This window comes from Altibacter sp. HG106, assembly GCF_028561755.1.
Taxonomy (GTDB): domain Bacteria; phylum Bacteroidota; class Bacteroidia; order Flavobacteriales; family Flavobacteriaceae; genus DFVG01.
Genome location: NZ_JAQQTD010000012.1, coordinates 1 through 15,013, shown reverse-complemented (window position 1 = coordinate 15,013; position 15,013 = coordinate 1). Strand labels below are relative to the sequence as shown.

General features: G+C 33.6%; 12 protein-coding genes. 10 read left to right on the top strand and 2 right to left on the bottom strand.

Annotated elements, in window-relative coordinates; genetic code table 11:
• The first annotated feature begins 362 nt into the window (after positions 1 to 362).
• Positions 363 to 890, top strand: coding sequence for a hypothetical protein (locus PO830_RS14555; protein WP_272854308.1), 528 nt, complete (start codon positions 363 to 365; stop codon positions 888 to 890).
• Between the two features lie 45 nt (positions 891 to 935).
• On the opposite strand, the gene PO830_RS14550 is transcribed toward PO830_RS14555, so the two are convergent.
• The gene (locus PO830_RS14550; protein WP_272854307.1) at positions 936 to 1,076 is read right to left on the bottom strand and encodes a hypothetical protein; all 141 of its coding nucleotides are present in this window, start codon (positions 1,074 to 1,076) and stop codon (positions 936 to 938) included.
• 58 nt (positions 1,077 to 1,134) lie between these two features.
• Here PO830_RS14550 and PO830_RS14545 point away from each other — a divergent pair, with 58 nt between their 5' ends.
• From PO830_RS14545 to PO830_RS14530, 4 genes are all read left to right on the top strand, one after another.
• Complete coding sequence (locus PO830_RS14545; RefSeq protein ID WP_272854306.1) at positions 1,135 to 1,677, top strand: TPM domain-containing protein; 543 nt, start codon at positions 1,135 to 1,137, stop codon at positions 1,675 to 1,677.
• 248 nt (positions 1,678 to 1,925) lie between these two features.
• The gene (locus PO830_RS14540) at positions 1,926 to 4,058 is read left to right on the top strand and encodes a hypothetical protein (RefSeq protein WP_272854305.1); all 2,133 of its coding nucleotides are present in this window, start codon (positions 1,926 to 1,928) and stop codon (positions 4,056 to 4,058) included.
• 1,386 nt (positions 4,059 to 5,444) lie between these two features.
• Positions 5,445 to 7,394 carry a hypothetical protein gene (locus PO830_RS14535; RefSeq protein ID WP_272854304.1) on the top strand — a complete coding sequence of 650 codons (1,950 nt, stop codon included), beginning with the start codon at positions 5,445 to 5,447 and terminating at the stop codon, positions 7,392 to 7,394.
• 279 nt (positions 7,395 to 7,673) lie between these two features.
• A complete protein-coding gene (locus PO830_RS14530; RefSeq protein WP_272854303.1) occupies positions 7,674 to 8,150 on the top strand; it encodes a hypothetical protein in 477 nt (158 codons plus the stop codon).
• A 300-nt stretch (positions 8,151 to 8,450) separates the two neighbouring features.
• Here the strand turns inward: PO830_RS14530 and PO830_RS14525 are convergent, their stop codons facing one another.
• Entirely contained in the window at positions 8,451 to 8,645 is a 195-nt protein-coding gene (locus tag PO830_RS14525; protein ID WP_272854302.1) for a hypothetical protein, read from the bottom strand.
• Between the two features lie 85 nt (positions 8,646 to 8,730).
• Here PO830_RS14525 and PO830_RS14520 point away from each other — a divergent pair, with 85 nt between their 5' ends.
• The 5 genes from PO830_RS14520 (at position 8,731) to PO830_RS14500 (ending at position 14,726) form a co-directional block, all read left to right on the top strand.
• Positions 8,731 to 9,027 carry a helix-turn-helix transcriptional regulator gene (locus PO830_RS14520; RefSeq protein WP_336375876.1) on the top strand — a complete coding sequence of 99 codons (297 nt, stop codon included), beginning with the start codon at positions 8,731 to 8,733 and terminating at the stop codon, positions 9,025 to 9,027.
• Between the two features lie 39 nt (positions 9,028 to 9,066).
• Entirely contained in the window at positions 9,067 to 12,078 is a 3,012-nt protein-coding gene (locus PO830_RS14515; RefSeq protein ID WP_272854301.1) for an HsdM family class I SAM-dependent methyltransferase, read from the top strand.
• Positions 12,078 to 12,788: a hypothetical protein gene (locus PO830_RS14510; RefSeq protein WP_272854300.1), complete on the top strand. Its 711-nt coding sequence runs from the start codon at positions 12,078 to 12,080 to the stop codon at positions 12,786 to 12,788. Before PO830_RS14515 ends, PO830_RS14510 begins: the two co-directional genes overlap by 1 nt.
• Positions 12,789 to 13,108: 320 nt before the next feature.
• On the top strand, positions 13,109 to 13,546 hold the full coding sequence (locus tag PO830_RS14505) for a hypothetical protein (RefSeq protein ID WP_272854299.1): 438 nt from the start codon (positions 13,109 to 13,111) through the stop codon (positions 13,544 to 13,546).
• Positions 13,547 to 14,318: 772 nt separating this feature from the next.
• Positions 14,319 to 14,726 carry a hypothetical protein gene (locus tag PO830_RS14500; protein WP_272854298.1) on the top strand — a complete coding sequence of 136 codons (408 nt, stop codon included), beginning with the start codon at positions 14,319 to 14,321 and terminating at the stop codon, positions 14,724 to 14,726.
• Positions 14,727 to 15,013 lie beyond the last annotated feature (287 nt).

The window sequence follows — 15,013 nt, the reverse complement described above, 5'->3', positions numbered from 1 at the left end:
TATTTTCTTTCTAATAAGAGTATTAATAAAAAAGACATAAACTACTTACAACAACGGCTATCATGCATCGGGTCATTTTCTAAACCGAAAACACTATCTTTAAAACAAACAAAAAGGTCATCGGAATATTTTGAACATATTCGGCGGCTCACAAAGCGCTGCTGAATCGCACGCGGTTGACACCGCTTCCCACAAACGCTCCGCGTTTTGGTTCTGCCATTCAGCCGCCTAAGCCTCCCGCCGCATGATAGCCCGGACCGTTGTAAAACATTTCCCTAGCTACAAAGGCCACTTGACTAAGCCGCAAGTTAAGATTACGTATTTGTACTCAGATTAATCATTTGATTGATTTACATTTAACTATGAGAAATTTATACTTCATCTTACTGCTGTTATTAATAAGTTGTAAATCGATTACTTTAAAGGAAGAGTCGAACTACATACAAGTAAACAAATCTGTAAATCTTTACGCGTTTATTGGAGAGAAAATATCTGTAACAGAATTTGACCCAAATGATCCTATAAACACTAGAATCGAAGTCGATTCCATAACTAAGGATACCTTACGCTTTGAAAGCTATGTAATGGATAATGGTTTTATCTGTAAATACAAAGTTTTAAAAAACATATACAATGAAATCAGAAGTAACACTGTCCAATTTAAGGCCTATGATCATTATGGAAGGCCAGGTTTTGAAAATTATGACAACGTGATTTTATACATTTCTTTAAATAAGGAAAAAGGCAACTATTATCATCAAAAATATCAATTCGATCCAATTGTAAGGGATAAAAATGGGATGTGGAAAGGATTGAAGGGAGAAAGTATAAAGGAACTGTTTGCCCAAAAGAAAAATGGGGTTCTCACTTCTCGAGGATTATTTGATTAAAGAAAACGTTTTACAACAATGGCTATCATGCATCGGGTCATTTTCTTAACCGAAAACACTATCTTTAAAACAAACTAAAAAGGTCATCGGAATATCTTGAACATATTCGGCGGCTTCCAAGGTCTTGCTGAATCGCACGCGGTTAACACCGCTTCCCACAAACGCTCCGCGTTTTGGTTCTGCCATTCAGCCGCCTAAGCCTCCCGCCGCCATGATAGCCCGGGCCGTTGTACACAATACCAAAATGAAAATCGGAAGTAAAATATTAATCCTTTTTCTGACTTTAAACCTGCTTTCCTGCAAAGGTTCAGCACAGGAAAACAAAATAGAAAAAACTACTACTGAATTCGATTTCTCAACAATTGAAAAGTTTAGAGATACAAAACTTAAAGGTATTATAGTAAATGATTATGACAGCATATTCAGCCCTTCACAAAGGTCAGAATTGTCGGACATTATTTATGATTACAATATTGAAACAACAAGACAAATAGTTGTTGTAACTATTGATAGTATAAATCCATATTCTGATGCACAAAAAATGGCGGCGGATTTAGGTAAATATTGGGGAGTTGGTACAGCGGAAAAGGATAATGGACTAATAATTCTGCTTTGTAAACCTTGTCAAAAAATTGGAATTGCAACTGGTTTTGAAACGGAACTCATTTTAACTGACCAAATTTGTAAAAAAGTAATTGACCAAACTATCATACCTGAATTTAAAAATGGAAACTTTTATGCTGGAATTAAAAACGGAGTGCTTGAATTAATAGAAAAATGGAAATAAAAGTACTGTGTACAACAACGGCTATCATGCATCGGGTCATTCTCTTAAATGAAAAACACTATCTTTAAAAAAAACTAAAAAGGTCATCGGAATATCTTGAACACATTCGGCGGCTCCCAGGTCTAGCTGAATCGCACGCGGTTAATACCGCTTCCGGCTTTTGCTCCGCAAAACCGTTTCTGCCATTCAGCCGCCTAAGCCTCCCGCCGTATGATAGCCCGGACCGTTGGCAAACATATTAAAAAAGTATGAAAAAAATAATTCTTCTAATTACTAGCTTATTAATAGCTATTGGTTTTTCTGCGCAAGAAAATTATAATCTTGCAGATTCTGAATTTAACGGTATATACTCAGCAAATGTTGAAAAAGGTCGTAAAACTAAATTAACAAACATCTATCTATATGAATATGGAAAAAAAGCTAATAATTCTAAATTACTTTGTTTGGTTGAACAGTTCGAAGGGAAAAAATCCAAAGGAATACCAAAACGACAATATTCTGTAATTGAAATTTATAAAAAAGCAAATGATTATTATCGAATTCGAAAAATAAAAAATTTAGGAGGTTCTGACACTAACTTTCTTTTTGACGAATTCAAAATAATTAGTACTGGAAAATCATATAATGTAAGCCACCACGATAAATTCAGATCATATGGGAACTATTTAGATGGCATATATACAAAAACAAATAGTAATGATATCAGATATTCAAACTTTTTAAATGATTTCTATAAAAGTCTTTTCGATGAGTTTAATTATAGTTATGATAAGAAAGAAATAGTTTTAGGCAGTTTAGAACCTAATACAAATAAAGACTATAAAAGTGGAATCTCGCTTTGGCTAAACTTCTCTAATTTTCAACAATTACATAATGATAGTATTTTAAATGCAGAATACAAAATTATTAATAATGATCTATCGAAAACAAAAGTTGAAATATTAACAAAATTGATTCCTCATTTAATGCGCTATCAACCCCGAAAGCCATTAGATCCTTTCATAATGCACTTCCCTAAAAATAAAACAATTTATTTCAAAGATTCGAACTCTCAACAAATCACTCATAAATTAAAAATTATAAGAACAGATTTAAACAAAAAATATGATTCATTTCAAGTTTATGAGACCGACAATGGTATTAAGGAAAATGAAAAACAATTAACAAATATAGCGGCTAACGAACTAAGTGCTTTTTTGGAAAAGTTTAAAAAATATAATCTAAATAGAGATTATTTTGAAACCAATGTTTTTCCGTTTAATAATAAAAGTTATGATATCCAATTACTGCATTATACCGAAAATGCAAAATATTTTTACATACCCCATAATTGGGATGCGGAGAAAGCTGAAATTTTCGTTGTAAAAAGCATTAGAGATGAAGAAGATTTTGCGGACTTAAAAACAAATTTTGATTTTTTCTATGAACCGACTGTCAACTTTATTCAAAATCTAGAAAACGATATAATACCGAAGATTACTAATCGTAATCCAAGGACTAATTCAATTCAATTCAAATATGTAGTAGAGAATCAAACTAAAAATTATCCGTTTTTAGGCAATAAAGTTTTACTTGCATTTACTTTAGAATCTAGAGGAGATGAAAGGTTAGCAAAATATGACAATCTATTTAAAAATTTTTGGACCCAAAGTAAAAAAAGTATCCATTTAATACCTATTGATAGAAATTCTAAATCATTATATGAGGCAATTACTAAATTTGACAAAACGGCTAAAGGTAGGTACCTTCCTAGCCAATTTGATCAATATAGAACTGGTTCAAGATTCTACTCAAAATTAGAAGAAATTAGAGACAAGCACTCGTCAGATAAAGAGAAGAAACTAAAAGTTTTTTATTCAAATACTAAATATAAATATCTCTCTTCAGAATTTTGGAATAAAAACGATCCTGATTCTCAATATTTAAGGAACATTTACAACGGTGATTTTTTACAACATTATCCTACTACGGCAATAAATCATTTATTGATGGTTTATGTTAATTATGTTTCAGAATATTGCAGAGGTTATTTATCAAATAATGCTGATAAAGTCAGTATTCTTTATCCCGGTGATACAGGTTATAGTTATACCCTTTATCTTGGGAATATGAGTTTTGCAGACGTATATGATAAAAAAACTGACTCTAAGATAGTAGATATTTATATGGAACCTGAATTATTAGATCATTACAGAGAAAGTTTTGAAAAAAGAAAATTCACATTGCTAGGAAATATGCCAGCTTCTTGGTCTGGTAATAAAAAAATTTTTGAAGTTATAGGTTGTGACAAAATTATTTTAGATTTATTTAAAGAAAATATTATTCGATATATTGAAGCAAGACCTTCTGTTCAAATGGAAGCTGGATTATTTAACTATTAAATACGTTTGCCAACAATGTATATAGCCCATAGCTGGGCTCGTTGCTTAAATGAATTTGAATTCCTACAAAACAAACCCCAAACTAAACTGAATAATCCGGAACTTACAACCACGCTACGTGCCATATACGGGGCCGTTAGCAAATATTTAGATAGTCAAATTGGGAATTAAATCTTACTTTAGGTATCGATACTTAATAATCCTGCTCTTTAGCTACCTCTTGGTAATTTCAATAATTATTGGACTGATTTACCTATCAACAAAAAACGGAATCCTGTTTTATAAATCTTTCTACTTTTGGGTTACCCTATTTATTCTGATAGGCTTAATTTATTATATTCGATTTTTCACAATCCATGATTTAAAAAAAATAACTGTAAGTAAGGATGGCATTTCAATCAAGTATTTATTAAATAATAAAACGGAATTCCTCAAATACAATAATATTTCTAGGTTTAAAAGCGAAAGAATTTCAAATCATCAATTTTCGGGCAAAAAAGATGGTTACCAAAAGCTAGATGTCCTTTTTGAAAACGGAGAATATTTATCACTTAACGCTTATCAATACAGAAATTTTGAAGAGTTGAAATTGACCATTTATGAATATTCGAGACAATCGGAAAACTAACCTGATGACTTGAATTAAGAATTACACTAAACATTTGCTAACAACGGCTATCATGCATCTGGTCATTTTCTTAACCGAAAACACTATCTTTAAAACAAACAAAAAGGTCATCGGAATATTTTGAACATATTCGGCGGCTACCAAGCTATGCTGAATCGCACGCGGTTAACACCGCTTCCCACAAACGCTCCGCGTTTTGGTTCTGCCATTCAGCCGCCTAAGCTCCCGCCGACATGATAGCCGGGGCCGTTGTAGCCAAGATTAATACAAAAATTGAACATTAGAGATACCATCAATTTTTTAAAATTTTAAAAAGCTGAAAAACTAAAATTAAACTGACTGAAAAAAATTGCGGTGAATGAAAAACTGAATTAAGAGCCAAGCCCACGCTTTAGTTTTAAATTGAAACTGGAGGTTGTTGACACTAATGTAAGTTTTGATACAGATGGCAGTTCTTGGCTTTTAAGGATAACCGTTATTGATAAAGTGGCGCAATTCATTTCTGGTTTTTTTGGTTTTAACGTGGAAAACTCGGATATTGTTGAAGTGTTTCAAATTACCACTGATGATTTTAATGATATCTAGTATTCAATACAGTAATTTTTTTAACTTAACTTTAAATTCTTGAAATTGAAATAACCAACAGGTGAACCTTTTGAAAAATGATCCTTAAACACTCAACATCATATCTTTATATCCTAATACTATTATCGTTTAGTAGTGCATGGGCTCAAAATTGCAAAGAAGTCTCAGATTGGATGGATATTATCAAAAATGAGTACCCTAATCTAAAAACCAACTCATACCTTTCGAAGAATATCATAGATAATTTAGCCCTGAATCTGTATTCGGATAAATATTTCGTTCCATTTAGGGGCAAGTCGTTTTCAAGTTTATCAGAAAAGGCGCGCTCCAAAGACTGGCGTAAAATACAATCCTGTTATATAAAAAATGGTTATCAAACCAATCCTCACAGGGCTTGGGTATTCAACAATATAATTTATAATTATCAGTTAGATTTTAGAACTGATGCCTTTAGCAAAAAAATAGATGCCAGAAATCAACTTCGCGATGCATTATCTCAAGAATTAGGTTTGCTTTCTAATGGCAAATTTGATTATAATTCAATTCAAAAGTTAAAGTCAGAACTTAATTCAAAATATGCTGTTTTGTTCCCTTCGGAAATAGAAATAGCTTCAAATACAGTAAACAAGTATGAAAGTCTCGCTGCAGATAAGATGCTATCTCAAAAAGCTAAAGAAGCTCAGGATTTAGTCAATTCAAAAAGTTCGTTAGAAACACTGCTGAATTTTAAAGCCTCAAACAATGAGTTGTATTTGAAGGCTTCAGAATCTATGAAAACCCAAGTCAATAGTAAGGTTGAATCCAAGGTAGTAGAAGTAGTCGATTATTTGATGCCTAAGGAAGAAATGAAGCTTTTGGCAGCCAAATCCACAGATGCCAATGTTCGGATTATCAATAGGCTTATTGCTGATTTCAAAAAAGACTATGACCGAGTTTTACATATGGAAAGCGTAAAAAAAACATTTGAACTTTTTCAAGAACGGAAGACTGAGATTGTTTCTAATATGATTTCTTATCTAAGTGATGGTATTGAGAGTATCGGATCACAGGACGAATTAGACCAACTGGCTAACCTCATTCTATCTGACTTAGACGAAAATAGTGCTACATATTTAGATTTATCTGATAAGGTTAAAAATAAACGAATATCAATTATCAACACACAAAATCTTATAGCTCAGGAAAAACGGTCGAAAGCTGCCGAAAAGCAAATTTTGTTTATTGAGCAAGCTAATATTAGGGCTAATGAAGTTGCAAAACTTCAAAACGAGGTAAAAGTATTGAGGCAAAAGCTCAATCTTAAGTATGCCAATAGTCTTCCAAGTTATGAAGATTTACATTATGTGCTTCAAGCTTATTTAGTGATGATAAATCCAAGCAAAAAGTATTCAGATAGTGAAGCCTCTAATTTTATCAATAAAACCGGAGAAATGGGTTTTGAGCGATTGGGTAGCGGTAAGATGTCCAACAAAATGATTTTTAAAAATAGTTTTGGCCATTATATGCATTTTAATGGCAATTTTGAAAAAAGCAGTGGCTCTGTCAGTCTTCGTATTAGCGATGCATCAGAAGAAATAAAATCGTTTTATGATAAAGATATTAGAGCGAATTATAGAAATAGACTTGAAGCCTTTAAAACGCCAAATACCAATGAAGCCAAATCCAATTACTTTGTAAACAGTGGAAGAACCTTATATAAATATTATACAGTTGGTAATTCTCTTAGCGTAGAGGCAAAGTCAAATTATGCAACTGAAGTCCAAATAGAAGCTGAATTGATTGGGGCAACAACATACAAAATTATACCGTTTTCAACACTTACAAATCTTTTCTTAAACAATGGACAGTCATACACTTTGAAGGCGTCAGGTAAGATGAAAGTAGGCAATTTTTTAGGTAATAGTGGTCCTGAGGGAATCAATGCATTAAAAATTTACAACATTGATAAGCGGTTTCCACACGGCAGTCTGATAGGAAAAATAGGTGAGGATGGTGATTGGTTTTTGGTCGGTAAAGGTGGTACATTCACAGCAAACTCAAAAGGAAGACTTTACCTTCGGGTAAACGACCGATTTGTAAATGACAACGATGGGTATTATACTGTACAATATGAAATAAAGTAAAACATCAAAAAGACCTTTTATCTCTTATCGATACAAGTGATACGAAATAAATAAACTATTGAATTCGAATTGTTGATCATTACTTGGGCTTGCCTCTAGAGTGGATAATAATAAAATATTAAAAAATTCGGATGAAAATGAACTGAAAATGCTAAGAACAACATAGTGAAATAAATCCTGGCTACAACAGCGTATATAGTTTATGGCGGAATTAGTGCAAAATTCAAAGTTTTTGTATTTTTAGAAACGTAAAACTTTAATTGAAAAATTAACGCATTTTTGCCCGCCACAAACCATATACGCAAACCGTTACGCGCTATTGAGATAATGAGATTTACTAACGATCAACTTGAAGAAATAGCATACATTTTCGAAAGAGAAAATGGTTATCAGCACGATGAATATGAAAAGAGGATAATTTCAAATTCTAAAATTTCACATGTAGAAGCCGAAATATTAGAGGAAAATGTAATTGATGGCATTGAACGAGGTTTATATGATAATTCTACCGACAGAATTAGTGCTTATTGGGCATTAGGGAAAAGATATAACAGAGGATTGATTCCTAAATTCAAAAAGTGGCTGAAAATTGAATTCGAAAAGAATGAAGATCAAGCTGTTTATCAACTTCTGATTTCTTTAGGTAATATGGAAGAACCTGTTTTCAATTCTGATCGAAATGGAGGATCAGCGTATTATGAAATAGAACTAAACATGAGAGATGCTAAAAATTACTTGGAAAACAACAGCGCATAACAACGGCTATCATGCATCGGGTCATTTTCTTAACCGAAAACACTATCTTTAAAACAAACTAAAAAGGTCATCGGAATATTATGAACATATTCGGCGGCTACCAAGCTCAGCTGAATCGCACGCGGTTATCACCGCTTCCCACAAACGCTCCGCGTTTTGGTTCTGCCGATTCAACCGCCTAAGCTCCCGCCGTATGATAGCCCGGACCGTTGTATGCCATTAAAAATCCAACGCACAAACAAGCACATTGTACCAACCCTTCGGGATTGGCACAAAGAGCTTGTCCGTCTTCTTTCGGACTTAGGAATTTCTTTTACGAGTGGGATATAACTTTTGCTTAAAATCTGTGATCTCATCTCTCAATTTCTTGTTGGCACTATTCAATAATTCATTTTGATGCTTCATGAAACTTAGGAGGTCACGCATGGCATTGAGGTTCTCCAGTTGAACGGAAACGATTTCTTCAAGATCTGCTTTTGTATATCTTCTGCTCATAATTCAAGCTTTAAGTGTTCAAAAAAAACTTTAATAGGTTATTTATATGCTTTAGAAGCATAACAAAGATAATAATAATATTCAAATGAATACAATAAAGCACAATATTATGCTGAAAAAGTTTATTCACTCTGCTTATATTTGTTCTGTAAGCATTAATTGCATTATGGAAAAACAAGTTTACAACCGTATAAAAGCGGTTTTGGCTGAAAAGGGAAAAACAAACAATTGGTTAGCAGATCAGCTAGAAATGAATAGAACTACAATTTCTAAATGGTGTCGAAATGATATGCAACCAAGAATTGAGACTTTGTTTCAAATAGCCAAAGTACTTGAAATAGATGTTCGGTTATTGCTAATATCAACTGACAGCAAAACGTAAATAGATTACTATCAGGAATTAGATTTTTACCATTAATAAATGAATCAGGAATTAAAATATAGCTTAGAACAATTAGAAATGCTTGGAACTTCCGAGTACGCTTCTGGATTAGTTCCTGTTAAAGATATTAATTCCAATAGGAATTTACCGCCCGAAGAATTTATCGAATTAGAAAATGCCGATAAATATGGTGCTCATTATGTTTACTTCCGAAAATTCGAAAATCGTCCATCCGTAGCACAAGTTTATCTATATGACTTTACTGATAAATTAGGAATCAAAGAGGATGAACTAACGAACTTACATAAACAACTGTATAGTTCCGGTCAGGTTCCAATGTTTTTTGTTTTCACCAAAAAAGATGTTCGAATATTCAATTGTTTCGAACGACCAGCGAGAGGTAAAAATTTAAAATATACCCCTCTCACAACTATAAAAATTGCATCTGATTTATCCGAAGAACTTGATTCTCAAAACCAAGAAGAATTCAAAGCGTTTTCTGGAAGATCTTTTGATAATGGAACTTTTTGGGAAAACTCAAAATACAGCAATCAATTTAAGTTTAGTAATAGTGCTTATGAAAAACTACTAACTGAACTCAAACAGGCTTTAAAAGATATAATTACCCAAGATATTTTGCCCGCAAATTTTGCTCGTAAAATAATGGTGGTTTCTATTCTTATAAAGTACTTGGAGGAACGTGAAGATGAAAAAGGAAACAAAGTATTTCCTGAAAACTTCTTTTCCCGCTTCTCTCAAAATGCTACAAAATTCACAGATGTTTTAAACCAGACAGGGGCATATTTAGAATTGCTCAATTATCTCGCAGATCATTTTAATGGAGGTATTTTTCAGCTTGAAGATGATGAACGAAAATTTATAGCAAATACTGACTTATCAAGGTTTGGTCAATTTTTGGATGGTGAAACAGAAGGTATTCAATTTGTATTTTGGAGACTTTATTCATTCAACGATTTGCCCGTTGAACTCATCAGCAACATCTATGAAGAATTTTTAGGTAAGCAACCAGGAGTTGTTTACACTCCACCCTATCTAGTTAATTTCTTACTTGATGAAGCCATGCCATTAAGTAATGAAGAAACGGACTTTAAAATACTTGATCCCGCATGCGGATCGGGAGTTTTTCTTGTAGGAGCATATCGAAGATTAATTTACAGATGGCGGAAAAAGAATAATTGGACTAATCCGGATTTAGAAACTTTAAAAAAATTACTCCGTGAAAATATTTATGGTGTTGAACTGAAAAAAGAAGCTGCCGATCTTACCATTTTCAGTTTAAGTCTGGCTTTGTGTGATGAACTCACTCCATTGCAAATTTGGAAAGACCTTCGATTTGATGACCTTCACAAAGAGAACATCCTTCATGATGACTTCTTTAATATTGTTTCTGACAAGAAACTACAAAAGCAATTTGACTTAATTATTGGAAATCCTCCGTTTGAAGCAAAATTGACGGAAGCAGCTAAAAGGATCGAAACAATCAAAAGCAGAGAACGAAAAATCTCTGTTCTGTTAGATGACAATAAGACAGAGGAACTACCTGTAAAACTTCCTGATAATCAAATAGCTTTACTTTTTCTTGAGCAGTCTGTGGAACTTTGTAAAGAGAAAGGACTTGTTTGCCTTATTCAACCTTCTGGGCCTTTGCTCTACAACAATTCTTCTTTCCAATTTAGACAAGTACTGCTGAAAAAGTACAACATTCCACAAATAATAGATTTTACCCATATCAGTAGGGTTCTTTTTGGTAAAAATGGAGATGTAGCAACTGCGGCTATTTTCATTAAAAATGAAAGCTCTAAAGAGAATGGGTTACTTCACGTAACAGTGAGAAGAACAAAGCCTCACAAGGAGAAATTATACTTTGAACTCGATACTTATGATTTTCATCATGTGCCATTTAATTTGGCTTATAGCGATTCCTTAATCTGGAAATCAAACTTTTTAGGAGGTCACAGACATCATCAAATAATTCAAAGACTTTCTAAATTATCAACTTTCGAAGATTTTCTGATTAAACAAAAAGATGAAAATGGATGGGCATATTCAGAAGGTTTCACTGCTGCTATAAAATCCGATATAAAAAAGTTGGATAAACTAAAATCGGAAAGATTCAATTCATATGATTCAGAAGAATCATATCAAAAGGAATTAAGTAAATTAGAAGCTCCTTTTTTAACTGGAAAAAAACATCTACCTGTTGAAGCCTTTAGTTCCTTGGGTGTAGATGAATCCCAAATTGAAGAGTCACTGAATTTACAATATTTTCATAGTAAGGGAGACCCTAAAATATATGATGCCCCACATTTATTAATTAAAGAAATAATAGAAAGTTCTTCTTTTTCCATTCCTGTCACATATCGAAATGATGATTTGGTTTTTAAAAATTCAATTTATGGTATTCATGGCCACTCAGAAGAAGCACTACTTGAAGTTAAAAATCGATTTTCGAACAATCAATTATTCCCCTATTATTTAGCTGGCATTAGCGGAAGGTTTATGGTAAATAAATCTTCATCCTTGTTGGCTACCGACATTAAGAACCTTCCCTTCCCTGAAGATCATAAGGAAATTGAATTAAACGATTCGGAAAAAACTGTCGTTAAAGACTTTGTTGAATACCTCATTGAATTCAGACGCAACGGAGAAAAATCGAGAATTGCTATACAGGATGCATCTATCCAGCATCTTTCAGATTTTGGAGATACATATTGTAATGTTTTACGGTCAATTTACAAATCAATAACACCTTTTCGCCCTTTTGAAACCGATTCTTATATCTGTTTTCCTTTCTATTTTGGAGAGAAACCTGATATTGATTTTACCGATTCCGAACAAGCCGAAAAGCACTTAGAAAAACTCGTTCAAAAGAATTCAGGACTTAGCTTAAGATTAACTCGAATTGTAAGATTATATGAAGGAAATGTCATTTACCTAATCAAACCGAAAAAGCTCCGTTACTGGTTAAAATCTATTGCTCTTCGAGATGCAGATGAAACTTTTTCAGATTTAAGAAAACAAGGGTTCTAATGTTAGCAGATGCCTCCAGAAATACAAGTAGCGGTCAGCTAACACATGGAATTGAATTAGATTCGTCAATTACTTCGGTTGTTGAATTTATAGAAATTCACTTTACACAGTTTCGAGAAAAGGTAAAGGGAGAAATTACTGCTAGTGAAAAGTCATTGACTGATAAACTTTGCAAATACTTCAATCGAAATGCTGGAAGTTATCCGTTTTACTTTCATCATGAAAATGTTGAAAATCCTGCTTCGGGCATAAGTCCTCAAACCGACATTGGAACTCTATCAGATAACGAGAAACTTGTAATCGGAGATAGAAGTTATGGAGAGTTTGATTCTTTCTTCTCAATAGAAGCCAAAAGGCTTCCAACCCCAGGACAAAACCGCGAAAAAGAATATGTAATTGGCCAAGACAGACCAAGTGGCGGAATCGAAAGATTCAAAAGTGGAATTCACGGCAAAAACTTAAAATATGCAGCTATCATTGGCTATATCCAAGAAGAAGATGCAAATCATTGGTACTTAAAAATCAATAATTGGATTGGTGAACTTATGTCTTCTACTCCTGACCTTTGGAAAGAGGATGATAAATTAATTGAACAAGCCTCCAAACTGGATGGTATAAACAAATTTGTCTCAAAAAATTTCAGATCAGAAGCTAAAGGACAAGAAGACTTTATTAGTCTATTCCACTTTTGGATTAGCTTAATTGATTAAATAAAATTAGCCCAACCCCTTTGCACATTGCCCTCCTCGTTCCTGCGGTGGCAAAGAGCAAAGCCAACGCACAAAGGAAGAAATGAAAATAAAAAACGGCATACAACATTGTGTATAAGCGATAGCGGGTATGGTGCTAAATTGAAAGGAAATGAATTTTAATAAAGGTAAGTGTTTAACTGAAAAGTTATTGGTTTTTAATCCGCTACTGCTCATACACTAGACCGTTAGGGTGCATATTTGTGAACCGGATAATAACCATTTTAATACTTAGCATCTTACTCAGTTCTTGCTGTGATGAAATGAAAAATCCAAACCAAATGTTTGAATCTGAATTTTTAAAATACCAAACCTCAGATTCTATCAATTTTGATTCAACATCGGATAATTCTATTTTGATCATTTTCGCTCCAATTGAAAAAGAAAAAATTTGCGGACCGAAAACTTTTGGTCGAGTTCAACCTTACGAAGTATGGACCTTGAAGTCCAAAATCGAAAAACATAATAAATCAAATCAGAAAGAGAATGTTTCGAGTTTTACAATGACATATCGTTTCGACACGGACTCGGATGAATTAACAATTAATTTGTTTGACTTTTATAGAAGTTACACTGACAAGAATTTGGCTAAACTTTCTGACACAATTTATAACCAGAAAGAGCCAAGTCATTTGAATTACATAATTTGGTCAAAACAAAATGGGCTTATAGAATTCGAATTGGATGAAATAAAATATAAAAGATCATACGCACCCTAACAATGGCTATCATGCATCGGGTCATTTTCTTAACCGAAAACACTATCTTTAAAACAAACTAAAAAGGTCATCGGAATATTATGAACATATTCGGCGGCTCCCAAAGCGCTGCTGAATCGCACGCAGCTAACGCTGCTTCCCACAAACGCTTCGCGTTTTGGTTCTGCCATTCAGCCGCCTAAGCTCCCGCCGTATGATAGCCCGGACCGTTAGGCAACATTAAAATTGAAACAAGCAATCACTTGGAAATCAATCATCTGGGTTTCAATAATCCTCTTGAGCTTACTCTACATCTTATTTGGAGTAAGTCATATTTATTTGCGCTATTTTACCGATCAATTGCAACTATTCTATTTTCAAAATGGTGTCTTAATTTTGCATATTGGATTAGGAGTAATTGGAATGCTAGTCGGATTTAAATTGTTAAAGAGAAAGTTGAAAATTGGAATCTCATTAGCTTGGAGTTTTTTAATTCTATCTATATTCATCTTTTCGATTTATCTACAGCTGATTTAATAACGTTGCCTAACAACGGCTATCATGCATCGGGTCATTTGATTAAACAGAAAACACTATCTTTAAAACAAACAAAAAGGTCATCGGAATATTTTGAACATATTCGGCGGCTCCCAGGTCTAGCTGAATCGCACGCAGCTAACGCTGCTTCCCACAAACGCTCCGCGTTTTGGTTCTGCCGATTGAGCCGCCTAAGCCTCCCGCCGACATGATAGCCTGGACCGTTGGGTGCAAGTGCTAAAAAAATTAAATAATCGTGGACTTCACAAGAACATATTTAAATTTTTCAATAATACCTGTGGTATTGATTATACTAATAGTTTCTTGTCAACATAACTCTGAATCAAAAAAAACATCCGAATCACAACCAATCACATTAGAAATTGATGAAACAACCAATCTCAAAACTAAATTAACCAAGGATGTTTATTCGGATGCTTTGAAAGTATTAGACGAATTTAAAAAAAGTGATTTGGAAGTAATGAGTGGTGAAGTTTTAAATTCAATTAACTTTTTGGTCATGATTTCAGGTTATGAAGGAAGTGGTGACAAAACCCACTATGGAACTATGGGTTTTAACAATGAAGATCTGAAATATTGGAAAGAATGGTATGAAAAAAACAAAGATTCTCTTGAATATGAATTTGACTACAAAGCTTTTTGATTGCACCATCACACAACAACGGCTATCCCCCAGCGGCGGCTGATGGTTAAACCAATGAAAAGTCTTACATTTAAACAAATAAAACAAACGGAATAGGCCGAACTCCGGCGGCCCCAACGCCAGCTGATTCGCACGCAACCAAGTTGCTGCCGCTTGCTTCGCAAGCAAGCTTCCGAAGCTGCCACCCAAACGCCGCCAGAGGGATAGCCAGGACCGTTGGCAGTAATATTACATAAAACTACATGAAGAATACTAGATTAGCATTTCTGTTGTCAACTTTTATAATA

What these genes read in the sequence shown, in the direction of transcription:
- PO830_RS14555 (WP_272854308.1), top strand. Translation starts at nt 363, where the DNA reads ATGAGAAATTTATACTTCATCTTACTGCTGTTATTAATAAGTTGTAAA.
- PO830_RS14550 (WP_272854307.1), bottom strand. Translation starts at nt 1,076, where the DNA reads ATGGCAGAACCAAAACGCGGAGCGTTTGTGGGAAGCGGTGTTAACCGC.
- PO830_RS14545 (WP_272854306.1), top strand. Translation starts at nt 1,135, where the DNA reads ATGAAAATCGGAAGTAAAATATTAATCCTTTTTCTGACTTTAAACCTG.
- PO830_RS14540 (WP_272854305.1), top strand. Translation starts at nt 1,926, where the DNA reads ATGAAAAAAATAATTCTTCTAATTACTAGCTTATTAATAGCTATTGGT.
- PO830_RS14535 (WP_272854304.1), top strand. Translation starts at nt 5,445, where the DNA reads ATGGATATTATCAAAAATGAGTACCCTAATCTAAAAACCAACTCATAC.
- PO830_RS14525 (WP_272854302.1), bottom strand. Translation starts at nt 8,645, where the DNA reads ATGAGCAGAAGATATACAAAAGCAGATCTTGAAGAAATCGTTTCCGTT.
- PO830_RS14520 (WP_336375876.1), top strand. Translation starts at nt 8,731, where the DNA reads ATGAATACAATAAAGCACAATATTATGCTGAAAAAGTTTATTCACTCT.
- PO830_RS14515 (WP_272854301.1), top strand. Translation starts at nt 9,067, where the DNA reads ATGAATCAGGAATTAAAATATAGCTTAGAACAATTAGAAATGCTTGGA.
- PO830_RS14510 (WP_272854300.1), top strand. Translation starts at nt 12,078, where the DNA reads ATGTTAGCAGATGCCTCCAGAAATACAAGTAGCGGTCAGCTAACACAT.
- PO830_RS14505 (WP_272854299.1), top strand. Translation starts at nt 13,109, where the DNA reads ATGTTTGAATCTGAATTTTTAAAATACCAAACCTCAGATTCTATCAAT.